The sequence below is a fragment of the Paenibacillus sp. F4 genome (assembly GCF_002894905.1).
Classification (GTDB): Bacteria; Bacillota; Bacilli; order Paenibacillales; family Paenibacillaceae; genus Paenibacillus; species Paenibacillus polymyxa_B.
The window spans coordinates 375179-397778 of record NZ_POVS01000013.1; the positions used below are offsets into that span (position 1 = coordinate 375179).

Sequence of the window (22600 nt, forward strand, 5' to 3'; positions counted from 1 at the left end):
TCATGAAAATATTGAGAGTAGAAAGTACATTAGCGGCTTTAGTGCTCGGCGGCGCAGTGCTGGCAGGCTGCTCCAGTAATAGCGGGGCGGCTCAGGATATGGTCGTTCCGGTTAAAATCAGCCAAGCACAGCAGGGAATTATCGGACAGGGAAATATTTATACAGGAACGGTAACACCTTCGGAGACGGTGAACATCGTGCCTAAAGTGGGCGGTAAAGTGGTTGAACTGCCTGTGGATATTGGCTCCGAGGTTAAAAAGGGTCAAGTACTGTTCAAGCTTGATGATAAGGACATGCGGAATAATGTTGCGAAAGCCCGCGCCGCAGCAGCTGCGGCAGCAGCTGGAGTAAGCACCGCTCAAGCATCCCACGAATCTACGATGGTTCAAGCAAACTCGGGCTTAGTGCAGTCCAAGAGCGGCGTGATTCAATCCCAAAGCGCAATCAATCAGGCACAGGGGGCTATTAATCAAGCCACTACAGCCGTAGAGCAAGCAACACATGGTGTCTCCTCAGCAGCCAATACGGTGAAACAAACGCAGCAAGCTTTGGCAGATGCACAGAAAAATGTGACACGTACACAAAGTCTATTTGATGCAGGTGCGAGCACCCAAGCACAATTAGAACAAGCCAAAACAGCAGTCGTGAATGCGGAAGCGGCTTACAATAATGCACAAAATGCGCAGGCTAATGCGCAAGATCAGTTGGTTGCTGCGCAGAAGGCCCTAACTACAGCTCGCAACAGCTATGATTCAGCAAAAAATAGCTACAGTAATGCCAATAGCGGTTACAGTAATGCGCAAAATCAGCTCAAAGTATCTCAAAATACTGCGGTTATCGAGTCCAGCCAACAATCTCTTAAGCAGGCTCAGCTGAATGTGAACATTGCTCAGGATGCATTGGATGACACCGTTGTTACATCACCGATCAATGGTATTGTGGGTACGAAAAATGCAGAAGTGGGCGAAATGGTATCCACTCAGTCCCCTGCGCTGGTCATTGCGAATCTGAGTACGGTCAATACATTAATCTATGTTCCAGCGGAACAGATCAACAATGTAAAAGTAGGTGACAAGGTACAGGTTCGTGTTGCAGCTTCCAACATTGTAACAACAGGTACAGTTAAAAATGTAAGCCCGTTGGATGCAAGTGGAAAAGGCTATCCTGTAAAAATCTCAGTTGCGAATCCAGACACGAAACTGAAATCCGGCATGTTGGCTGATATCAGCTTTGTCGCTGCCAATGCGCAAGAAGGCATTGTGGTTCCTACTGCGGCAGTGCAAAAGGATCAAGGTAAAGAATATGTATATGTTGTAAACGGAGACCATGCGAAACGTAAGGAAGTGAAGACTGTTCAGACGGCAGGTTCACAAACACTCGTTACCAGTGGCTTGAGCAATGAGGAGAATGTGATCGTGAATAATCTGGCATTGCTGTCCGATAACTCACCGATTACAATTAGCCAATAATTTGGTTCTAGAATTACTACTATATAATAGTAGAAGTTTATTACAGACATATGCGCAAGACAGTCCGCTTAGCGGTCTGTCTTGTTTTGATTTCATTGAGCACATTTTACATAGGATTGATGTCGATATAGGACTATTTTTGACGAACATTGGTAGAATAGGATAGACTAAATTGGAAATAGATAGTTTTCAAGATTTATTACATTCTCAGATAAGTGATCGGAGGAATTGTAAGATGGAAGTAAAATTGGTAGTGGATTTTGAAGCTTATGAGAATGGCCAAACGATGGCTAAATTGCTTGAGGAACTGGCAGCCAAGCCGGAGAGCGCGGAAGTTACGGATCTGATCATTGGAGATTGGGGCGGAGCCTATGAGAGCTCACCAGATGATTTCATCCCAGTGTTAGTGAAGCTTAAAGATCATTTCCCTAAGTTACGCAAGCTGTTTATTGGTGATATGGAATATGATGAGTGTGAGGTTTCATGGATTAACCAGACGAATCTATCCCCGTTATTAGAAGCGTTTCCAGCGTTGGAGTCCTTTCATATCAAAGGAAGCCAGGACCTGAGTCTGGAACCACTTCGTCATAACCACCTTCAGGAATTGGTTATTATTTGTGGCGGCCTGCCTGTGAGCGTTCTTCAGCAAATACACAATGCAGAACTGCCTGAACTGCGCAAGCTGGAACTGTATTTGGGTGTCGATAACTATGGTTTTGACGGTAACCTGAAAGATGTTTTGCCGTTTTTGAATAGCAATCCTTTTCCCAAACTTACATACTTGGGACTGAAAGATAGTGAAATACAGGATGAAATTGCAATTGCAGCAGCTAATGCTCCTGTGATTGGACAACTGGAAGTGCTGGATCTCTCACAAGGTACGTTGTCTGATAAAGGTGCCGAAGCGCTGCTGGCTAGTGAAAGTATAAAAGGGCTGAAGCATCTGGATTTGAGCTATCATTATATGTCTAGTGAAATGATGCAGCGTTGGAAAAGCTCGGGTCTATCTGTGAACGTGGCAGATCAACAAGAAGCGGATAAGGAAGATGATTGGCGTTATCCATCACTGACTGAGTAATTTGTACAAATGGACTTCTAAAACGGACTGTTTTCAAAATTAAAATGATCTAAAGTGAGGCGGCTCTATGGTTAGGATGTCAGACTGTAATGTCAGCGAGCCGTTTATTTTGTTCGGTAATCCGGGGAATCGTCGAACTACCGGGCTGCAGGAGGCGCGAAGCAGATTAATGCTTCCACCCGCTCTGGAGGTTTCTTATAAGAATGTGCTGGAAGCTATTCGGCAGAAACAAGGTCTGAGCGAGCTGATGGCTCGAATAGCTGCGCGAGCTACGCATGATAGCGTGAATGGCAGTTCCTTTGTGCAAGAGAGCATTGATCAGTTACTGGCGGGGCAGATGGACAGTGGTCCACTGCTTCGGCTGGATGCACCGGGCGAAAGCTTTGAGGTAGAGCGTGAGTTGATTGCTCTGGGCGCCTTGGATGGTGAGGGAGACGATTCTCTGTTGCCATGGCCCGAATGGACACAAGGCACAGGTATATCGGCGGCAGAAGGGCGACGTCTGCAGGAGCAGCACGGTCGTATTTGGCACCCGGCACAATGGTTCCGGGGTTATTGCCGTCTGCTGGCCTGGCTGCGGGATGAAGTGGCTATGCTCTGGCCCTCGTCGCACTGGATGAACGATCCGGCGGAAGTGGCCGTGATGTTCGATAAACGGCGTTGTAGCGCCGATTTAGGCAAGGCAGACATAAGGGTCCCGCCAGTACTTGCATCTTCAGGTGGTGCATTTCGTGATGTTGTCGATCTGCACACGGCAATGAAGGAGAGCGGGTTTCACCGCGTATTTGTGAAAATATTTTGTGGGTCTGGTGCTTCTGGTGTCATGGCCTATCAGGTACATCCCCATACACACGCGGAACTGGCGGTGACCACGATTGGAACGGAAATCATACACGGACAGCGCGTGTATTATAATGCCGGACGATTGCGTCGTTATACGGATAAGCAGGACATTCATGCTATCCTTAACTGGCTATGCCTGGAAGGGGTACATGTGGAACGCTGGATTCCCAAAGCGACTCTGAACGGGCGGGTTTATGATGTGCGCCAACTCGTGTGCGGATCAGAAGCTTGCCATGCGGTTTTACGTTTGAGCCACAGCCCCATTACGAATTTGCATTTGCGTAATGAGCGGCTCTCGCTGAAGGAAGCCGGATTACCACAGAATACGGTGGAATCGGTCCAGCTTACGGCGAAAGCCGCTATGAGTGTTTTTCCAGCCTCCATGGTTGCTGGACTGGATGTGCTGGTTCCGGCTCATGGCGGTCATCCCTATGTGTTGGATGTTAATCCGTTCGGTGATTTGCTGTACCGGGTTGAGCATCAGGGTTGGAATCCGTATGAATGGGAAATGCAGCACCTCGCTAATAGGAGCGTGAGTACAGAAAGGAAAGACAGATATGACTGATATGAACCAAATTGTCGGCTCTCATGATATTGTCATGATTACGCTTGATACTCTGCGTTATGATGTAGCAAAGCTGGAGGAAGAGAACTGTCCGAATTTGTGCGGCTCCGGATCGTGGGAAAAGCGCCATACACCGGGTAGCTTTACCTATGCTGCACATCATGCTTTTTTTGGCGGATTTTTGCCGACTCCAGCGAATACGGATAAGACTTCACATATCCGTCTGTTTCACACAAAGGATACGGGACTACGTACGCATCCACATACCTGGCTGTTCGATGCCCCGGATATTGTGTCCGGGCTAGAGGGTGAAGGTTATCGGACCATCTGTATCGGCGGCGTTATTTTTTTCACGAAGAAAAATAAGCTTGCTAAGGTGCTGCCAGGGTATTTCCAAGAAAGCTACTGGCGTATGAACTTTGGCGTTACCAACCCCCGTTCGACGGAGCATCAGGTGAATCATGCTCTGAAACTGTTGGGGAATACATACCCGTCGCAGCGCTTGTTTTTGTTTCTGAATGTATCAGCGATCCATGGGCCTAATCATTATTTTGTGCAAGGCTCTGCTAAAGATTCAGTGGAGTCTCAACGGGCAGCCTTGCGGTATGTGGATGGTGAGCTTGGACGTTTGTTTGATGCTTTACGACGTCGAGGCAAGACGTTTTGCATGGTTTTTTCCGATCATGGTACAGCTTATGGGGAAGACGGCTATGAAGGACATCGTCTGGCGCATGAGGTAGTCTGGAATGTGCCTTACCGCGAATTTATATTATAGAGCAAATAGAAATATAGATTGCACTGGTAAAATATCAACAAATCAATCCAGCCCGAGGAAGGAGCAGAAATGAAAGCCATGAATCTGAATCACTCACATCCAACGGGTGCGGCAGCCCCGGAGATAGACACAAACTTAGCACCGTCTAGGTTTCAGTGGCCTGAAACTCCTGCTGAATGGGCACGCACGATCCGTGAAGCTCCCTACCGCTCCTATCTGTACTCTTACCCGCATAAAACGGCCTATCGTTCGTTTGATACACCGCTCTCTTTGCAGGAGCTGTGGGAGAAGGAGGAGTTAGAAAGCTATTTTTTGTATATGCATATTCCATTTTGCGCGGCTCGCTGTGGATTTTGTAACCTCTTCACTTTGCCGGACAAGCGTCTGGATGTACATAAGGAGTATGTGGATGCGCTAGAAAGACAAGCCAAGCAATGGGCACCCATTATGGGCCGTCGGCCTTTTTCGCGTTTTGCGATCGGCGGCGGTACACCGACCTTACTGGAGGCTCCTTTGGTGGAGCGTTTGTTTGACATTGCGGAAAATATAATGGGACTGGACCCTAAACGAGCTTCTATTTCGGTGGAAACCTCTCCCGATACTGTGACTGAGGACAGGTTGGAGGTGCTCAAGCGCCGCGGGACAGATCGTGTCAGCATGGGAATTCAGAGCTTTGTGGAATCAGAAAGTGCCGCCATTTACCGACCTCAGAAGCCCAAACTTGTTAGAGAAGCACTTGAGCGGCTGGTGGAATACAACTTTCCTTTGCTGAACGTGGATCTGATCTATGGCCTGCCTGGTCAAACGGTGGAAACCTGGCTGTATTCTTTAGAGGAAGCACTGTCTTACTCGCCAGGAGAGATTTTTCTTTATCCGCTATATATTCGAGAAAATACGATTTTAAAGCCAGGCTATACCGGGCTGGATCATGATATTCGTCTTAGCTTGTATGAAGTGGCGCGCGAACGGCTCAAACAGGCAGGATATGTACAATATTCCATGCGCCGTTTTGCAAAAAATGATGGTTTATCCAGCAAAGAGCTTTTGCCCTACAGTTGTCAGGAGGAAGGTATGGCTGGTCTGGGGTGTGGTGCGCGATCCTATACACGTAATGTTCACTATGCCAGCCGGTACGGTGTTAGTGCAGCAGCTACGCGTAGTATTATCGAAGATTATGTTGCTGCGGAACGTCATGATCTGGCTGACTACGGCTTTATTTTAAATGTGGATGAGAGTAAGCGACGCTTTATCTTAAAGGCGCTTCTTCATCGGGAAGGTTTGGAGCTATCAGCCTATGCAGAGCGCTTCGATGTATCCCTGTCGGACGATTTTACGGGAATGTCATTGCTGCTGGAATCCGGTATGGCTGTCGTCGAGGAGGGTAGGCTGCGACTTACAGAGGAAGGGATGGCCTATTCCGATGCGATTGGGGACTGGATGATCTCCACATCAGTACGTGAGCGCATGGAAGGATATGTAGGCGCATGAGAGCGACCTTATATTATCGTGGTTCGTTGACCTCGTGCAACTATGCCTGCCCATACTGTCCGTTCAGTAAAAACGTTGATAGTCGGGAAACGTTGAACAAGGATCGGGCCCAGTTGGAACGTTTTGCCGATTGGGTACGAGAACAGGGCGCTCTGGGGCATCGTCTCTCTATTTTTTTTAATCCGTATGGAGAAGCCTTGATTCATTCCTGGTATCGCAAGACCATGATTGAGTTTTCCCACATGGCGCATGTGGAAAAAGTGGCGGTACAGACGAATCTATCGACTAAGCTGGATTGGACGCAAGAACTGAACCCGGAGACTGCTGCGCTGTGGGCTACATATCACCCTGGAGAGACGAAAGAGCAATTTTTTATATCGCAGGCTATGAAGCTATATGAACTTGGCATTTCCTATAGTGTCGGTACCGTCGGGTTAAGACAGGCATTTCCGGCTATTCGTTCCTTGCGATCGCAACTTCCAAGGGATGTTTATTTGTGGATCAACGCCTACAAGGATCGTCCACATTATTATACAGATGCTGAGGTTACTGATTTAACTGCGATAGACCCCTATTTTCAATGGAATTTAAAGGATTATAGCAGTAAGGGGCGGGCATGTCGCGCTGGTGAAGATGTATTTTATGTCCAGGGTGACGGAAGAGTAAAACACTGCTATCAGGATCGAAGGGTGCTAGGACACTTATACAGGGATGGTCTTGAGGGTCTGAGTGGCAAACGTCCGTGCCGTATGAAAGAATGCGGCTGCTATATCGGCTATATTCATATGGAGGAGCAGCCGTTTCGGGAAATGTACGGTAGTGGCTTACTCGAAAGGGTGCCGCAGGTACAGCTATCTCCGGCTCCATCATTTAGCAGACAGGCTATTCATAGAGCAAATGAATCCATATAACAAGGTACGTCCGCGTCTAAATGTAATGCTATAGCAACCCTAATGATCTATTAGAAAAACGAGCAAAAAAACCGACCCTTGCCATCAAGCAAAGGTCGGTTCTTCTTATGCGAAATAATCAAGTTTGGACAATTGCAGTAATTTCTTCATCCAGATCCAATCTGATTTGTTCGCGATAGGCACGAATATTGTATTCGGAATACAGGTATCTCAGAATTGCTTCAATCATATTGGCTTCCACCAGATATTGACTACGGCCCTGTACATGGACTTCTGCTGAATAACCTGTATCCTCTTCCCAGCTTAATTCTACTGTTACATCAGTGGGCTGGACACCTTTGCGTTCAGCCATATGCAAGCAAATAGCGTTGACAATCTCATCCATACTCAAAATCATAGCTTAGTAACGTCCTCCGCGGGAATCATCTGGTCTGCGACGATTTTTAATAGCACGGTAGATACCTACTCCGGCCATGATCAGGACGTAAATGGCGAGAACGTTAACGGCCAGACCAAGCAAGCTACCCAATGCGCCCATGTTGCCGAACAATCCGCCGAAGAGCATACCTGCCAAACCGCCCAGCATCATACCTTTCAGGAATCCGCCGCCACCGCCAAGGAATCCACCAGTTCTGTTTGTATTCCCAGCAGTTGCTCCTGACTTGGTTCCGCTATCTGACTTATTGACGCCACTGCTGTCATTTGCCTTGCTTGGTGTAGATTGGTATGATTTAGGCCCGGATTTAAACCCGCCGCCTCGCCTTGCATCAGCTGTAGATGGTGCGATCATAGCAATGAGTAGGGTAAAAGCCATCATCAGCATCATCATATTTTTCAAAGTGAATGTTTTTTTCATGTAAATATATCCCCCTTAGTAAATTTTTTTATAGGTCAAACAACCGCTTACCAGTAATACGAATGGCATGGAAAAGGGTTTCAAAGAATTTTAATTTTTAAAAATTAAATAATAACGTCCTATAAATTCTATGCATGGATTGGTAAAAGCATTCAGCTTTGCGGCTTAAGTAAAAACGGATTAGTATCCGTACTGACATCACCGGCAAGCAGCATGCGCAAAACCATTTGGCACCATTCCAGACCTGCTTTAGCATTCAAAAGTCCTTTTTGTACTAAAATATAGTCACCAAAGTTCTTACTGCCAAAATGTAAATTCTCTGCGGGAATGTCGTTCAGAATATCCTCAAGATGCTGGATTTTCTGAATAAAATGACGTTTGCGTTCCTCCAGCATACGATTGGCACTACTTTTGTCCGTCAACCAAAGACAGAACAGTCGAAGACTTAATTCATCCCGTGTAACCGGAGCAGCTAACGCTTCCTGGGACCATTGCTGAAGCATATGGATTCCCTTGTCGGTAATAGTATACATTTTCTTATCAGGCTTGTCGGACTGCTGAATCCATCGGGAGGCTAGCAGTTCTTTGCTCTCCATACGGGCCAGTAGTGGATAGATCTGACTGTGCTTGGCCTGCCAAAAAGGCTGGATACGCAACATCAGATCATAGCCGGAGGATTCCTCTCTTGCGAGAAGCCCCAACAGACCATACGATAGTAAATTCATAGATCTTATCTCCTTCATCCATCATAGTAACGGTTGTAACAGCACTGCGGCAGGTATTCTGCAGCTTCATGAAAAGTGTACACTGAAACTGTATGGTTTGACAACTTTCAGACAGGTCGTTCACAGGTTAGCCAAAATTGGCTCCTGTCATTCTCCACGTATATGCGCTTTTTTTCATAAGAAAGGGTAGTTTAAGCTCGCACTTACGAGCTTAAACTACCCTGGTAACCTTCTGCCAAAGCGTATCCTATTTACTGTTCATTCCCGTCAACGACAAGTGTTAACGCTCCTGTATCTGGATGAATAACCATGCCGTGAACGGGGGCATTAGGGGGGAGAAGCGGGTGATTTTTAATAAGCTTCACGGTAGTTCTTACCCCTTCTTCAATGTTGTCAAATCCTTTTAACCATTTATTTAGCTTAATGCCTGAATTTTCTAATGTGTTCAGCACTTCCTGAGAAATTCCGCGATCGAGCATTTCATTGACCATGTGGTCTGCATTTAATGCAGCCATGCCGCATTCATAATGGCCTACGACGACGACTTCGTCTGCTCCCAGCTCATACAGGGCGACTAGCACACTGCGCATTACGCTTCCAAAGGGCTGTGAAATAATCGCACCCGCATTTTTGATGATTTTCACATCACCGTTACGCAGGTTCATAGCTTTTGGGAGTAATTCCGTTAGCCGTGTATCCATACAGGTGATAATGACCATTTTTTTATTGGGGAACTTGCCCGTTCTATAGGCCTCGTATTCTTTGTTTTCTACGAAAACACGATTGTACTCTAAAATTTCTTTGATGTGATCCACGATTGTTCCCTCCAGATTCTAATAAAGTTTGATATGTACAGTCCAACGTTTGTTTTAGGTCTTAGGAGCTGGTCGTACATGTTGTGTGTTGATTATACTTTTTAATATAAGTATCATCAAGTATAGGTATTGTAAATTTTTAACCATTTTAAGTTAAAGAGGTGACCTTAATTATGGCGCAACAGACGTTGGATCAATTGAATGCTTTAAAGGAACTTGCACACAAAATCAGTAGTTATGGCGAAGCAGTAGGTCTGCTGCACTGGGATTTACGGACGGGCGCTCCGCGCAAGGGCGTTGATATTCGGTCGGAGACGTTGGGTATGCTGTCCACTGAAATGTTCAAGCTGATGATCTCGGATGAAATGGGACAATTGCTGCAATTTTTTGCCGCAAAAGACAAGCTGGAGCAACTGGAGGACAATGATCGCAGATTGGTGGAGGAATGCCGTAAAAATTATGACCTGAATCGTTCGGTTCCGGCAGACCGATACCGGGAGTATAGCATTCTTGCAGCGCAGGCAGAGAGCAAGTGGGAGGACGCAAAGGAACATAGCGATTTTGCCGGATTTGAACCCTACTTGTCTAAAATCGTAGATATGAAGCGTGAATTTATCGGCTACTGGGGCGTTAAGGATACAGAGTATGACACGCTTTTGGATCAATATGAGCCGGGGATGACGGTTGAAAAGCTGGATGCTGTGTTTGATCGTCTCAAAAAGCGCCTTGTGCCACTATTGTCTAAAATTCAGGCTTCATCGAACCAGCCGGATAAGAGCTTTTTAGATGGTGTGTTTGATGTGAAGCAGCAGGAGAAGTTCAGCCTGTTCATTTTAGGACAGATGGGGTATGACTTTGACGCAGGTCGTTTGGATGAGAGTGTACATCCTTTCGCAACAGGATTAAATCCAGGTGATGTGCGTATAACAACTCATTATCTGCAAGATGATGTAACCAGTGCTATTTTCAGTTCGTTGCATGAAGGAGGTCATGCGCTGTACGAACAAAATATTGCTCCTGAGTTGGCAGGATCACTACTGTCCGGAGGAACTTCTATGGGGATTCATGAATCCCAGTCCCGCTTGTGGGAAAATAAAATCGGACGCAGTCGTGCTTTCTGGGATCGGTATTACAATGATTTGCAAAAGCATTTTCCTGATCGTTTGGCGAAGGTTACGGCAGAGCAATTCTACCCGGCAGTCAACCGTGTGGAAAATTCACTGATTCGTATTGAAGCGGATGAGCTAACATATAATTTACATATCATTATCCGTTATGAAATTGAAAAAATGCTGTTTAATGAAAAGCTGGATGTGAAGCGTCTCCCCGAGGTGTGGAATGCGAAATATAAGGAATACTTGGGGCTTGTTCCACCGAATGACGGACTGGGCGTACTTCAAGACGTTCACTGGTCCGGTGGTGATTTTGGTTATTTTGCCTCCTACTCGCTTGGCAATATGTATGCAGCGCAAATTTTGGCAACATTACGCAAAGAGCTGCCAAATCTGGATGAATTAATTGCTGCTGGAGAGCTTGAGCCGATCAAGCAATGGCTGACCGAACGGATTTATCGTTACGGCAAGAGCCGGACGCCGTCCGAGTTAATTGTAGCCATTTCGGGCGAGGAGCTGAACCCGGATTATCTCGCCGACTATCTGGAAGAGAAGTATACCTCCATATACAAGCTGTGATTTAGAAACTCTAAAGTAATCATATATGCATCTACCCCGCGTTCCTTGGGCGAACGCGGGGTTTTTGTATGAGATTAACGATTATATCGACAGCCGCATAACAATATATGAAGTCAACCGATGTAAAAAGGTGGGGGAGGGAACAAGGATGAAATACGGCGCTCGTTTCAAAGCTGTGGTGGCTGCGGCACTACTCGGATTACTGTTGCTCAGTGGATGCGCCCCCAAAGGAGGGGAGCAGACGATTGAGATCAGACTGGGCGAGGTAGCCCGTACGGTCTTTTATGCGCCGCAGTATGTAGCCTTGAGCCAGGGAATGTTTGCTCAGGAGGGACTAGATGTCCAATTGGCAACGATTCCCGGGGGTGACAAGGCGATGACGGCGTTGTTGTCCAATCAGGCGGATATCGCGCTGATCGGCGCGGAAACATCTATTTATGTGTATCAGCAAGGAGCAGAGGACCCTATCATTAATTTTGCCCAACTGACACAGAAGGATGGAACCTTTTTGTTTGCCCGTCAAACGCAGGATAGCTTTGAATGGGAAAAGCTGAAAGGACAAATTTTTTTGGGGCAACGCAAGGGTGGAATGCCGCAAATGTCACTTGAATTTACGCTTCGCAAACATGGCATTGATCCTGATAAGGATCTGAAGCTGATTCAAAATATTGATTTTGCTAATGTTGCCTCTGCTTTCGGCTCTGGTACAGGGGATTATGTGCAGCTGTTTGAGCCACAGGCATCTATTTTTGAAAAGGAAGGTCGTGGGCGGGTTGTTGCCTCTATCGGTGTGGAGAGCGGCGAGTTGCCGTATACGGTATATATGGCTAAGCAAAGCTACCTGAACACAAATAGCGAGGCTGCACAAAAATTTACAAATGCTGTATATCGGGCACAACAGTGGATTGCTACGCATTCACCTGAACAGATTGCCGAAGCAATCACGCCCTTTTTTAAAGATACAGATTTAGCTGTTTTGACGAGTAGTATCAAGCGTTACAAGGAACAGAGTACCTATGCTTTGAACCCGGTGATTGAGGAAAGGGAATGGAAGAACTTACAGGATGTCATGACCTCGGCAGGCGAGCTTAAAAGTCCGGTTGCACTAGATAAGCTAGTGAACTCAAGCTTTGCACAACAAGCGATTTCGTCAAACTCTACCGGGAATACAGAGCCGCCTGTGAAAAAGAGCCCAACTGAAGCTACGGATGCAGGTATTGACGCTGGAGGTTCGTCATGATGGAAGAACGGAGTGGCCTAACTTCGGACGCGATCATCCCGATGGTGAGACTGGAGCAAGTGACGCATGTCTATGTAACGGATCGTGAAGCTTCGCTGGCGGTTGAGAATATTGATTTTTCCGTAGAGACAGGGGAGTTTGTCAGCTTGGTTGGTCCAAGCGGCTGCGGCAAAACGACGATCCTGTCCATGATCGCGGGGCTATTGCGTCCAGCGGCAGGCCAAGTTATGTTGCAAGGTCAGCCGGTAAGTGGTCCGAGTCCAGAGGTCGGTTACATGTTGCAGCAGGATTATCTGTTCCCGTGGCGGACGATAATGGATAACGCATTGTTGGGTCTGGAACTAGGCAACAGAGTAGATGAAGCTGCGCGTGAGCGGACACGGCTGTTACTGGAAGGCATGGGTCTGGGAGGGAAGGAGCATCTGCATCCATCCCAGTTGTCTGGGGGAATGCGCCAGCGCGTGGCGCTGGTACGGACGCTGGCGACCAATCCGGGACTGCTGCTGCTGGATGAGCCGTTCTCCGCGCTGGATTATCAAACCAAGCTACAGCTGGAAGATCTGATTGCGGAAACCTTGCGCGAGCGGAGGAAGACGGCTATTTTAGTCACACATGATTTGGCCGAGGCTATTGCGGTCAGTGACCGGATTATAGTGATGGGTCGAAATCCGGGTCATATCCGACGTACCTTCGAGATTCCGGATTGCATCCGAGAAGCTCAGCCTTTTTATGCACGCGAGCAGCCGGGTTTTAATGAGCTTTTTCATGAAATATGGGGTGAACTGGAGGCTTCGGGAGCAAAGGAGTGAGTTAACGTATGAAGGACGAAGCGGATCAGCTTGATCAACGTTGGATTCAAGGACTACATCAGGCGTATTTACGCAGCAGGCGTTCGCAACGTTGGTTAGTGACAGGTGTACAGACAGCTATTTTACTGCTTATGTTTGTGTTATGGGAAATTGCAGGCCGTTTGAAGTGGATTGATGTACTACTGTTCAGCTATCCGAGCAAAATTTTCATCCAGATCGGTAAGGATGCGGTCAGTGGTGAATTATGGGGACATGTAGGTGTCACCGTGGGAGAGACGATGGCGGGGTTTTTACTCGGTACACTGTTAGGTACGTTGCTGGCTGTACTTATTTGGTGGTCACCATTTTTGTCGAGGGTGCTTGATCCCTATATGGTCGTGTTCAACAGTATGCCTAAGGTGGCGCTAGGTCCAATTTTTATCGTCATGTTTGGGGCGGGATTTACTGCTATCCTAATGACAACCCTCTCCATTACGGTCATCATTACGACACTAGTCGTATACAACAGCTTTCAGGAAGTCGATTCGAATCTGATCAAAGTGGTTCGCACGTTTGGCGGATCACGCCGTGATACGTTTCAAAAGGTGATTTTACCTGCATCCTTTCCTGCAATCGTCTCTACGCTGAAAGTGAATGTCGGTATGGCATGGGTTGGCGTGATTGTTGGTGAATTTCTGGTGGCTAAAAACGGCTTAGGCTATTTGATTATCTATGGTTTTCAGGTATTCAATTTCACGCTGGTTATGTCCAGTTTGTTGATCATTGCTGTCGTAGCTACACTGATGTATCAGGCGGTCGTGTATGTGGAGCATCGCCTGCTTTCGGGTCGTCCTCATCGGTAATAATAAAATTTCTGAACATTTGTGTAAAACGTGAAAATAAAGTACCATGAAAAATGAAAATACTTAAAATTTATGAAAATGAGCATTATGCATAAATTTCGAATTATGCAAAATGCTGAAACAGATTTCATCTAGAGAGGACAGAATTTTTTCATGGGCTTTCGTACGATTAAAACGGCTATTGCCGCATTAATGGCCGTACTTATTGCGGAGGGTTTTGGCATTCATGGAGCCACCTCAGCAGGGCTTTTAGCGATTTTGGGGGTGGATGTCACACGCAAGAGAAGTCTCCGTACCATTTCGGCGAGATTTTTTGCATCCGTCGTGGGGCTTCTTTTTGCTTGTGTTTTGTTTGTGGTATTCGGATTCCATGATTGGGTACTGGCATTATATATTTTAACGGCGTTTCCAGTCATTGTACGGGTGGGCTTTAAAGAAGGGATCGTCACTGGTTCGGTCGTGGTTTTTCGCGTATTTAGCGGCGGCGTGATTGATATGGAGGTACTGCTGACCCAGCTAGCTCTGCTAGTGATTGGACTGGGTTCCGCGATGATTGTCAATTTAGCCTATATGCCGGGTTCTGATAATACAATGCAACAAATTCGGCAGGAGGTGGATCGGACATTTTCTGTTATATTCAGAAATATGGCCAATACGCTGCGTAGTCCAGCATACATATGGGATGGCAAGGAAGTTATTGAAGCGAACAGCGTGATAGCCAAAGGGGTTACTGAGGCGGGGCGTTCCTTGGAAAATCAGATGCTTCGTCCCCAAGAGGGCTGGAATGTGTATTTTTATATGCGAAAAGAACAGCTGGATTCGATCCAAAACATGATGCAGTTGATCGCACAAATGTATCAGCATATGCCGCAGGCTAAGCTTCTGGCCGAGCTGTTCGACCAGCTTAGCAATGACGTTTTGGCTGGACATTATACGGGACAGACCGAGAAGCTGCTAGAGCAGGTTCGTGAAGAATTTAAAGCAATGGAGCTTCCCGCAACTCGGGAGGAATTTGAGATTCGCTCGGCATTATTGCAGCTTACACATGAGCTTCATCAGTATTTGAAAATTGCGAAAAAGGACAAGGCCCCTACTCCAGTGAAAAATTAGAGTAAAGGCCTTGAGCGGCTACTATCCATGACGGACAGTAGCCTTTTCTTGTTCAGTAATGGTAGAAGCCGAATGATTCAAAGTCCGTTTGTGCCGAATTCGGTCTGTGATCCATAAGACAGCGGTGATCAGGCAAGGGTACAGCATAGCCCATCCGACAAAGGGGAAAACGATCGCCGTAGAGATGAACGATATCCAACTAATGGAAACGCCCCAGCGACTACCACGCAGAAGCTTAATTCCTGCTGCACAACCTCCTAGATAAGTCAGAATAAAGGTTGCGTTCGGGAACTGGATCAGGTTAGTGAGTGAAACAGCGCCACTACCGTACAACACCATAATGATCACGAAGCAGACGCTAAGAAAAGCAATGCCTCCGATAGGGGTATGGAAACGTTGCGATAACATGCCCATCCAGCGAAAGGCCTGTCCTTGCCGGGATAAAGCATAAGCGACACGTGAAGCGGCACCAACATAAGCAATAATAGTAGCGGTACAAATAAAGATACCCGTCAAGCCTGCAATTATCGCGCCCCATGGCCCGATAGCTCGACTAATCACCCATACGAGCGAAGCATCCGAATCCCCTGCAAGGTAACTTTGTGTGCCCACAGTAGCCAGCGCAGTTAAGAAATAAAGTAAACCGACAATGACGGCTGCAATGGTCACACCTCTAACGGCCGCCCGCTGGGGATTGGTGAATTCCTCTGACATATGGGACACGGCCTCCCAACCGATAAAGCACCAAAACAAAATCGCGGCCGCTTGACCGACAGAGAGCCAGCCATGTGGAACAAACGGGGTGAAGTGGACTGTTTTCATCTGAGGAAGTGCTGCGGCAATGGCGAATATAAGGACGGCAACGATAGCAATGACGACTGCGATCTGAATACGTCCCGCGACCTTCATGCCGATCCAGTTGATGATCAGGCCCACCGCCAGCATAGCAGCGGCTAACATCATGCGGCTTTCCTCTCCCCAGCCCATGGCTGCGGTCATATAGCCGGCTCCGGTGAGTGCGGCAACAGGTGCCCCAATTGGAACCGACATGAGAAAAAACCACCCGATATAAGCACCGGCACGTGGTGAAAAGGCCAACGTGACAAAATGCGATACCCCTCCCGCATTCGGAAATTTGGCGGATAGAAGACCCATGGAAAGTGCCATTGGCAAGATGAGCAGGGTCATAAAACCCCATGCCAGCAGCGATGCCGGCCCCGCCATTTGGGCTGCAAGACCAGGCACAATCAATATCCCCGAACCCAGTACAGCTCCGATATAGAGAGCAATGGCCTGTGGAAGACCAATGGTGGATTGAAGTTTACTTTCATTTGTCATGCAGAAAAGCCTTCTTTCTCTTGTTATTTTCTCCAGCTTATCAGATAATCAATCTATCGGAAAAACGGAATATAACGATTGCTTGCATCGAAAAAACCGATTGAAGGAGTGGAATATGGAATCGCGGCATTTGTTTACCTTTTTAAATGTAGTTGAGGCAGGCAGTTTTACGCGAGCAGCGCGTATACTGGATTATGCACAGTCGAGTATCACTGCTCAAATTCAAGCGCTAGAGACGGAGTTGGGTACGCCGCTTTTTGATCGCATTGGCAAAAAAATCATGCTGACGGATGCCGGACGACGTCTGCTGCCCTATGCGCAGGAAATTTCCAAGATGCATGCTATGGCTAAGGATGCGCTTCGTTCAGAAACGGAATTGGCAGGCACGCTGAAAATAGGAGCACCAGAGTCTCTGGCCGCTTTTCGTCTACCAAGTCTGATCCGTGAGTACAGAGAACGGTATCCGAAGGTTAAAATTGTCCTTAAACCCGGCGAATGCTGGGAATTACGCGATTTGATCCGTTCCGGTGAGCTGGATTTGGCTTTTTTGCTTCAGCCTGAGACGGAGGATAGAGAACTGAATGTCACCACGCTTATTCATGAGCCGATGGCCTTGGTTGCTCCACTTAAGCATTCGCTGGTTACCTATACCCGGGTAGAGCCTGCCGACTTGAAGGATGAAACCATTTTGCATACGGAGGCAGGATGTACGTACCGTATCCTTTTTGAGCAGTATTTGAATAAACACGGAATTTTTTCAGACCCTAGCCTGGAATTTTGGAGTATTGAAGCCATCAAGCAGTGTGTCATGGCTGGATTGGGTATTGCGCTGCTTCCGCTGGTAACGGTACAAAATGAGCTGAGAGAAGGTAAAATGGCGCGTTTAGCCTGGGATGACAGTGAACAGCAGGTGGCTACACAGGTCGCTTATCACACGAAAAAGTGGAAATCCCCGGCTCTTAGCGAATTTTTACAGATCGTTGAGCAGCATGTAACACATTGGCGTGCATGAGTTCAAGCCATCGCGGCATATGCTTATACAAATAATATTTTTTCCTTTTCGCCTATTCACTCAACATTCGCCCACAACCTGCATACATATGTATGGAATGATTGATTGTATGGAGGAGGTTCAAGAATGGCATTAAGTCATAAAAATCGTAGAGAGATTATTACCAAAGCGATCTGTGGTAAAGGTCGCAGATTCTCTACCGTAACCCATACCGTAACTCCGCCGAATAATCCAACGAGCATTTTAGGGGCATGGATTATTAACCACCAGTATGAAGCTGTGGCGGCGGGGGACGGCATTGAGGTCGTCGGGACGTATGATATCAATATTTGGTACTCATACGATAAAAACTCGCAGACCGATGTGGCCAAGGAAACGGTGTCGTACGTAGAAAATGTGCCGCTCTCGTATCTTGATCCGAAGCACCGGGCGTCTACAGTGGAAGTATCCGCCGAAGCTACACAGGAGCCGAGTTGCGTCGAGGCCAGTGTGTCTTCTGGAGGTGGCAGCGTAATGATCCGGGTCGAGCGGGAATTTGCGGTGGAGCTGGTGGCGGAAACGAAGATTGTTGTAGAAGTATTCCCGAATGGTAGCAGCGATGATTTTGAAAAAGACTTTGATTTTGGAGCGGAAGAGGGGGACTATGAGGAGCTCGACCCCGACCTCATTGACGACGAGCTCTGACAGAAGTAACCAAAAAGAGGGCCGCTTTACTCTTTGCGCCGGCTGATTCTGCGCAGGGGGCAAAGGCCCTCCTTTTTTGTTGTGGGTTGAAATTGGGTTGAAATCCGTACGTAGTCCGTAGGGGGGAATATGATGCAGCAGCCGGGACAGGCGCTCATACGCTTCAGACAGATGCCAAATGATGAAAAAAAGCGTAGACTGGAGCGTTCAGGCATAGCGGTGCAGTGGATGGGTAGCAGTATAGCAGATTTTGCGATAGGCTACGCGGTGCAAATCCATCAACTGCGAGTGTTGGAAATTCGTAGACGTGCCATCGAAGGCCCTTCCAAAGTCCGCGCATACGATCTGTCTGAACTGGATCAACATTCACCGCTCTATGTCCGGATGGAGCGGCTGGCTGTACGTGCGTTGTACACACTGGGTTTGGACAGTGGTGAGGTGGTACTGACGCCGTTGGGGGAGCGCAGCTGTCAGGTGCGCGAAGTCTCGGCACAGCCATGGCTGAACGATAGACGTTTGGCCACGCTATATGAAATTGCTGCGCGCGAAGGGGATATTGAGGGGGAGAATCTTTCAGCGCAACGGGGGAGAGATCGACTACTCATCGGAATGGACCCTGAATTTGTGCTGGTTCGTATGCCAGAGGGACGGGTCGTTCCGGCCTCAAGATATTTGGGTCGTCTCGGCATAGCCGGCTGCGATGCTGTTACTCGTCGAGGACGAACACTGTATCCAGTCGCTGAGCTTCGTCCTGCGCCGAGTGGAGATCCGGCCCGTCTGCTGAAGCATCTGCGTCAAGCTTTTGCAACAGCAGCCCGGCGCATTGCCGACCGCACACTCATCTGGCAGGCAGGGGGGATGCCGCAACCAGGTTTTCCGCTGGGCGGACATCTGCATTTTAGCGGGGTTTCGCTAAACGGTGCCTTGCTCCGGGCACTGGATAACTATATGGCACTGCCTTTGGCGCTATTAGAAGACAAGCGTGCGGCCCGGCGCAGACCGTATTATGGCAATTTGGGTGATTTTCGCCGTCAGTCGTATGGAGGCTTTGAATATCGTACACTGCCCAGTTTTCTTATCTCGCCACAGCTGGCGAAAGGTGTGATTGGAATGGCGTTTCTCATTGCTTCTCAATATCCGCGTTTGCAACGTAGACCGCTGGGTGAGGAGGAGGCTCACAGAGCTTTTTATGAAGGAAATCAATCTGTGCTTAAGGGGTATATGGAACCTCTTATTTTGGATATGGTTTCACTGGAAATATACTCGCAATATGAGGCTTATATAGCGCCATTGCTGGACAGCCTCCGCAAGGGGAAGCATTGGGATGAATCACGGGATTTGCGCCCGTATTGGAAGCTTACGTAAAATCAAGTGTCGACACCCGGAATGGTTTCATGTTATCGACTGTCATTTTTGATATAATGAGAGATAATTATAAGTTTAATCGGAACAAAGTGTGGGGGTTAGTAAACGGTATGTCCAAATATACACCGATGATTGAGCAGTATTTATCCATAAAAGAGCAGGCTAAAGATGCATTTTTGTTTTTCCGTCTGGGAGATTTTTACGAGATGTTTTTCGATGATGCAATTCTTGCATCCAAGGAGCTGGAAATTACACTTACGGGTCGTGAGGGTGGCGCCACGGAAAAAATTCCGATGTGCGGCGTGCCTTATCATTCAGCTGAAAATTACATACAGCGCCTCATTGAGAAGGGTTATAAGGTGGCCATCTGTGAGCAAATGGAGGAAGCCTCAGCTACGAAGGGGATGGTGCGGCGGGATATTGTCCGCGTTGTGACCCCGGGAACGGTAATGGAAGGCAAGGTGCTGGGTGACAAATCCAACAACTACATGGTATGTGTCACAGAGACGGACGGGATGCTGGCGCTTGCGGCGTGCGACTTGTCAACAGGTGAATTGTATGTGACCTCTGTGCCTGATTCGAAAGAATGGCTACTAGATGAAATTAACATTTATGAGCCTTCCGAAATGTTGGGAGATGGTCATCTGCTGGATTTTGTGACATCCCGTATGTCCCCCGTTGGACGGCGTGTTGTGTATACGGCCTGGGACAAATCCAAGGATGATTTGGTTCGGGATCAATTTGGGGAAGCCACGTGGGCAAGGCTTACGGAGGAACGCAGACGGTGCGTATCGCGCCTGATTTCCTATTTGAATGAAACGCAAAAAAGATCGTTAGGCCAATTGACCCAAATCTCGGTATATGAGCCAAACCATTTTATGATTCTGGATCCATTTACCCGCAGGAATCTGGAACTGGTGGAGACGGTACGGGAACGCTCCAAGAAAGGCTCGCTGCTGTGGCTGTTGGATCGCACAGAGACTTCCATGGGAGCGCGTCTGTTGCGTCGTTGGATTGACAAGCCACTGTTGAGTAGCAGTCTTATTGAGGAACGCTTGGAGGCGGTGGACAAGCTATACCACCAGTTTATTTTCCGAGAAGATGTACGTGCTCAGCTTAAAGAGATTTACGATCTGGAGCGTCTAGTTGGGCGGATCGCCTTTGGTAGTGCTAATGCACGTGATCTGATCGCTCTCAAGCTGTCGCTGGCCCAAATTCCTTCTTTACGCGAGCTGTGCGCTGAATCTCCTTCGAAGACGCTGAGACGGATTGCACAAACGCTGGATAGCTGTACAGACCTGTGTGCGTTGATTGAGGAAGCGGTGGCAGATGAACCGCCAATTTCCGTAAGGGATGGAGGCCTTATTAAGGAAGGCTACCATCAGCGTCTGGACGAACTGCGCGAGGCGAGTGTGAACGGTAAACGTTGGATCGCTGAGCTAGAGGCCAAGGAACGTGCAGCAACCGGCATTCGGTCACTTAAAATTGGATACAACAAAGTATTTGGTTATTATATCGAGGTGACCAAATCCAATTTGTCTTCATTACCAGAAGGTCGATATGAACGCAAACAGACGTTGGCAAATGCGGAACGGTATATTACACCGGAGTTGAAGGAAAAGGAATCTCTAATTCTGGAAGCCGAGGATAAAATGGTTGATCTGGAGTACACGCTTTTCTCCGAGCTTCGCAGTAAACTGAACGCTGAAATTCCCCGTTTGCAAAAGCTGGCAGAGCAAGTGGCTGAAATTGACGTGTATCAGTCGCTGGCATCGGTTAGTGCGGAACGGGGATTCGTGAAACCTGAGCTGACTACAGGATATGATTTCGTAGTGGAGCAGGGGCGCCATCCCGTGGTGGAAGCTGTAATGAAAGATGGCGGTTTTATTGCCAACAGCACGGTGTTGGAGGAAGCGGATGCGCATATTCTACTTATCACCGGGCCGAATATGGCTGGGAAAAGTACGTATATGCGTCAGGTCGCGCTTATTGCAATTATGGCTCAAATTGGCTGCTTTGTCCCTGCTGCACGTGCCAAGGTGCCGATGCTGGATCGCATTTTCACACGGATCGGCGCGGCGGATGATCTCATCGGCGGGCAGAGTACGTTTATGGTCGAAATGGCAGATATCCAAGTAATGACGGACAAGGCAACTCCGCGAAGCTTGATCATTATTGATGAACTGGGACGAGGTACGTCCACCAGTGAAGGGATGGCAATTGCACAGGCAGTCATCGAATTTGTCCATGACACGATCGGCTGTAAGGCGCTGGTATCCACGCATTTCCATGAGCTGGCGCATTTGGAGCAAGGACTGTCTTCGCTGCGAAATTACTCTATGGCCGTGCAGGAAAGCGGCGACAAGGTGAATTTCCTGCGTAAGCTCATACCAGGAGCGGCTAGCAGTAGCTATGGGATTTATTGTGCTCGGCTTGCAGGCTTGCCCAATAACATTATTGAGCGAGCGAATGGACTGCTGAATGGTTTTGAACAGGCAGCGGCTCAAGTAACGGCAGGTACCGAGATAGTAGTAGGAGGGAAGGAAGGGACTGATCTTCGTACAGTTTCAGGGACGGAAGATATTTCTTCTTTGACCGAATATAATTCAGGCCAGACATTGCGAGAAAGCAGAGAAAATGCATCATCAGCTCAGTCTTTATCACAGCAGGCCACCTTGGTAAAAGAAGATACTCTTCAGACTGTGGAAGCTTCCAGCACGTTGGAGCAAGGAGCAACTGAAGTGGTACAGCTGTCCATTTTCGGAGAGCAGGAGCTTGCCTCCTCCAAGCCACATGCAGAGACCGTTGAGGCTAATCCGATTGTGCGCCAAATTTTGCGTAAGGTGAAAAACGCTGATGTCATGAATATGACTCCCTTACAGGCAATGCAGCTATTAAATGATCTTAAAAACAAGGCCAATGGCCTGTAGTTAAAATAGGTGACATTATTCTTATTTTTCATCACACTTTGAAGTCAGGAGGAG

At 47.8% G+C, this 22600-nt stretch carries 20 protein-coding genes; 15 read left to right on the plus strand and 5 right to left on the minus strand.

Going from position 1 to position 22600, the window contains the following annotated elements; translation table 11 throughout:
• Positions 1-2: 2 nt before the first annotated feature.
• From C1T21_RS14960 to C1T21_RS14985, 6 genes are all read left to right on the plus strand, one after another.
• Positions 3-1469, plus strand: coding sequence for an efflux RND transporter periplasmic adaptor subunit (locus C1T21_RS14960; RefSeq protein ID WP_103048801.1), 1467 nt, complete (start codon positions 3-5; stop codon positions 1467-1469).
• Positions 1470-1704: 235 nt separating this feature from the next.
• Positions 1705-2547: an STM4015 family protein gene (locus tag C1T21_RS14965; protein WP_103048802.1), complete on the plus strand. Its 843-nt coding sequence runs from the start codon at positions 1705-1707 to the stop codon at positions 2545-2547.
• A 67-nt stretch (positions 2548-2614) separates the two neighbouring features.
• Positions 2615-3955, plus strand: coding sequence for an STM4014 family protein (locus C1T21_RS14970; RefSeq protein ID WP_103048803.1), 1341 nt, complete (start codon positions 2615-2617; stop codon positions 3953-3955).
• On the plus strand, positions 3948-4730 hold the full coding sequence (locus C1T21_RS14975) for an STM4013/SEN3800 family hydrolase (protein ID WP_103048804.1): 783 nt from the start codon (positions 3948-3950) through the stop codon (positions 4728-4730). Before C1T21_RS14970 ends, C1T21_RS14975 begins: the two co-directional genes overlap by 8 nt.
• Positions 4731-4799: 69 nt before the next feature.
• Positions 4800-6218 (plus strand): STM4012 family radical SAM protein, encoded by a 1419-nt coding sequence (locus tag C1T21_RS14980; protein WP_103048805.1) that lies wholly within the window; start codon positions 4800-4802, stop codon positions 6216-6218.
• Positions 6215-7129, plus strand: a complete 915-nt coding sequence (locus C1T21_RS14985) for an STM4011 family radical SAM protein (RefSeq protein WP_103048806.1) — start codon at positions 6215-6217, stop codon at positions 7127-7129. The genes C1T21_RS14980 and C1T21_RS14985 overlap by 4 nt, the downstream gene beginning before the upstream one ends.
• A gap of 118 nt (positions 7130-7247) precedes the next feature.
• Here C1T21_RS14985 and C1T21_RS14990 read toward each other — a convergent pair whose 3' ends face one another.
• From C1T21_RS14990 to C1T21_RS15005, 4 genes are all read right to left on the minus strand, one after another.
• The gene (locus tag C1T21_RS14990; RefSeq protein WP_013310599.1) at positions 7248-7526 is read right to left on the minus strand and encodes a YxcD family protein; all 279 of its coding nucleotides are present in this window, start codon (positions 7524-7526) and stop codon (positions 7248-7250) included.
• Between the two features lie 3 nt (positions 7527-7529).
• Positions 7530-7985, minus strand: a complete 456-nt coding sequence (locus C1T21_RS14995) for a hypothetical protein (protein ID WP_061831590.1) — start codon at positions 7983-7985, stop codon at positions 7530-7532.
• 152 nt (positions 7986-8137) lie between these two features.
• On the minus strand, positions 8138-8710 hold the full coding sequence (locus tag C1T21_RS15000) for a PadR family transcriptional regulator (RefSeq protein WP_061831591.1): 573 nt from the start codon (positions 8708-8710) through the stop codon (positions 8138-8140).
• 251 nt (positions 8711-8961) lie between these two features.
• Positions 8962-9525, minus strand: a complete 564-nt coding sequence (locus C1T21_RS15005; protein ID WP_061831592.1) for a beta-class carbonic anhydrase — start codon at positions 9523-9525, stop codon at positions 8962-8964.
• A gap of 173 nt (positions 9526-9698) precedes the next feature.
• Here C1T21_RS15005 and C1T21_RS15010 point away from each other — a divergent pair, with 173 nt between their 5' ends.
• The 5 genes from C1T21_RS15010 (at position 9699) to C1T21_RS15030 (ending at position 15217) form a co-directional block, all read left to right on the plus strand.
• Positions 9699-11216: a carboxypeptidase M32 gene (locus C1T21_RS15010; protein WP_103048807.1), complete on the plus strand. Its 1518-nt coding sequence runs from the start codon at positions 9699-9701 to the stop codon at positions 11214-11216.
• A gap of 148 nt (positions 11217-11364) precedes the next feature.
• A complete protein-coding gene (locus C1T21_RS15015; protein WP_103048808.1) occupies positions 11365-12456 on the plus strand; it encodes an ABC transporter substrate-binding protein in 1092 nt (363 codons plus the stop codon).
• Positions 12453-13265, plus strand: a complete 813-nt coding sequence (locus C1T21_RS15020; protein ID WP_103048809.1) for an ABC transporter ATP-binding protein — start codon at positions 12453-12455, stop codon at positions 13263-13265. The genes C1T21_RS15015 and C1T21_RS15020 overlap by 4 nt, the downstream gene beginning before the upstream one ends.
• An 8-nt stretch (positions 13266-13273) precedes the next feature.
• Positions 13274-14107 carry an ABC transporter permease gene (locus C1T21_RS15025; protein WP_103048810.1) on the plus strand — a complete coding sequence of 278 codons (834 nt, stop codon included), beginning with the start codon at positions 13274-13276 and terminating at the stop codon, positions 14105-14107.
• Between the two features lie 153 nt (positions 14108-14260).
• Positions 14261-15217: an aromatic acid exporter family protein gene (locus C1T21_RS15030; protein ID WP_023989050.1), complete on the plus strand. Its 957-nt coding sequence runs from the start codon at positions 14261-14263 to the stop codon at positions 15215-15217.
• Between the two features lie 21 nt (positions 15218-15238).
• Here the strand turns inward: C1T21_RS15030 and C1T21_RS15035 are convergent, their stop codons facing one another.
• Positions 15239-16555 (minus strand): amino acid permease, encoded by a 1317-nt coding sequence (locus tag C1T21_RS15035; RefSeq protein WP_103048811.1) that lies wholly within the window; start codon positions 16553-16555, stop codon positions 15239-15241.
• 115 nt (positions 16556-16670) lie between these two features.
• On the opposite strand from C1T21_RS15035, the gene C1T21_RS15040 reads away from it, so the two are divergent.
• The 4 genes from C1T21_RS15040 to mutS all read left to right on the plus strand — a co-directional run bounded on the left by C1T21_RS15040 (position 16671) and on the right by mutS (position 22546).
• Positions 16671-17567, plus strand: coding sequence for a LysR family transcriptional regulator (locus C1T21_RS15040; RefSeq protein WP_028540705.1), 897 nt, complete (start codon positions 16671-16673; stop codon positions 17565-17567).
• Between the two features lie 126 nt (positions 17568-17693).
• Positions 17694-18251 (plus strand): outer spore coat protein CotE, encoded by a 558-nt coding sequence (locus tag C1T21_RS15045; RefSeq protein WP_061831597.1) that lies wholly within the window; start codon positions 17694-17696, stop codon positions 18249-18251.
• Between the two features lie 129 nt (positions 18252-18380).
• Positions 18381-19616 (plus strand): putative amidoligase domain-containing protein, encoded by a 1236-nt coding sequence (locus tag C1T21_RS15050; protein WP_103048812.1) that lies wholly within the window; start codon positions 18381-18383, stop codon positions 19614-19616.
• Between the two features lie 110 nt (positions 19617-19726).
• Positions 19727-22546, plus strand: coding sequence for a DNA mismatch repair protein MutS (gene mutS, locus C1T21_RS15055; RefSeq protein WP_103048813.1), 2820 nt, complete (start codon positions 19727-19729; stop codon positions 22544-22546).
• Positions 22547-22600: the final 54 nt, after the last annotated feature.

What these genes read in the sequence shown, in the direction of transcription:
- C1T21_RS14960 (WP_103048801.1), top strand. Translation starts at nt 3, where the DNA reads ATGAAAATATTGAGAGTAGAAAGTACATTAGCGGCTTTAGTGCTCGGC.
- C1T21_RS14965 (WP_103048802.1), top strand. Translation starts at nt 1,705, where the DNA reads ATGGAAGTAAAATTGGTAGTGGATTTTGAAGCTTATGAGAATGGCCAA.
- C1T21_RS14970 (WP_103048803.1), top strand. Translation starts at nt 2,615, where the DNA reads ATGGTTAGGATGTCAGACTGTAATGTCAGCGAGCCGTTTATTTTGTTC.
- C1T21_RS14975 (WP_103048804.1), top strand. Translation starts at nt 3,948, where the DNA reads ATGACTGATATGAACCAAATTGTCGGCTCTCATGATATTGTCATGATT.
- C1T21_RS14980 (WP_103048805.1), top strand. Translation starts at nt 4,800, where the DNA reads ATGAAAGCCATGAATCTGAATCACTCACATCCAACGGGTGCGGCAGCC.
- C1T21_RS14985 (WP_103048806.1), top strand. Translation starts at nt 6,215, where the DNA reads ATGAGAGCGACCTTATATTATCGTGGTTCGTTGACCTCGTGCAACTAT.
- C1T21_RS14990 (WP_013310599.1), bottom strand. Translation starts at nt 7,526, where the DNA reads ATGATTTTGAGTATGGATGAGATTGTCAACGCTATTTGCTTGCATATG.
- C1T21_RS14995 (WP_061831590.1), bottom strand. Translation starts at nt 7,985, where the DNA reads ATGAAAAAAACATTCACTTTGAAAAATATGATGATGCTGATGATGGCT.
- C1T21_RS15000 (WP_061831591.1), bottom strand. Translation starts at nt 8,710, where the DNA reads ATGAATTTACTATCGTATGGTCTGTTGGGGCTTCTCGCAAGAGAGGAA.
- C1T21_RS15010 (WP_103048807.1), top strand. Translation starts at nt 9,699, where the DNA reads ATGGCGCAACAGACGTTGGATCAATTGAATGCTTTAAAGGAACTTGCA.
- C1T21_RS15015 (WP_103048808.1), top strand. Translation starts at nt 11,365, where the DNA reads ATGAAATACGGCGCTCGTTTCAAAGCTGTGGTGGCTGCGGCACTACTC.
- C1T21_RS15020 (WP_103048809.1), top strand. Translation starts at nt 12,453, where the DNA reads ATGATGGAAGAACGGAGTGGCCTAACTTCGGACGCGATCATCCCGATG.
- C1T21_RS15025 (WP_103048810.1), top strand. Translation starts at nt 13,274, where the DNA reads ATGAAGGACGAAGCGGATCAGCTTGATCAACGTTGGATTCAAGGACTA.
- C1T21_RS15030 (WP_023989050.1), top strand. Translation starts at nt 14,261, where the DNA reads ATGGGCTTTCGTACGATTAAAACGGCTATTGCCGCATTAATGGCCGTA.
- C1T21_RS15035 (WP_103048811.1), bottom strand. Translation starts at nt 16,555, where the DNA reads ATGACAAATGAAAGTAAACTTCAATCCACCATTGGTCTTCCACAGGCC.
- C1T21_RS15040 (WP_028540705.1), top strand. Translation starts at nt 16,671, where the DNA reads ATGGAATCGCGGCATTTGTTTACCTTTTTAAATGTAGTTGAGGCAGGC.
- C1T21_RS15045 (WP_061831597.1), top strand. Translation starts at nt 17,694, where the DNA reads ATGGCATTAAGTCATAAAAATCGTAGAGAGATTATTACCAAAGCGATC.
- C1T21_RS15050 (WP_103048812.1), top strand. Translation starts at nt 18,381, where the DNA reads ATGATGCAGCAGCCGGGACAGGCGCTCATACGCTTCAGACAGATGCCA.
- mutS (WP_103048813.1), top strand. Translation starts at nt 19,727, where the DNA reads ATGTCCAAATATACACCGATGATTGAGCAGTATTTATCCATAAAAGAG.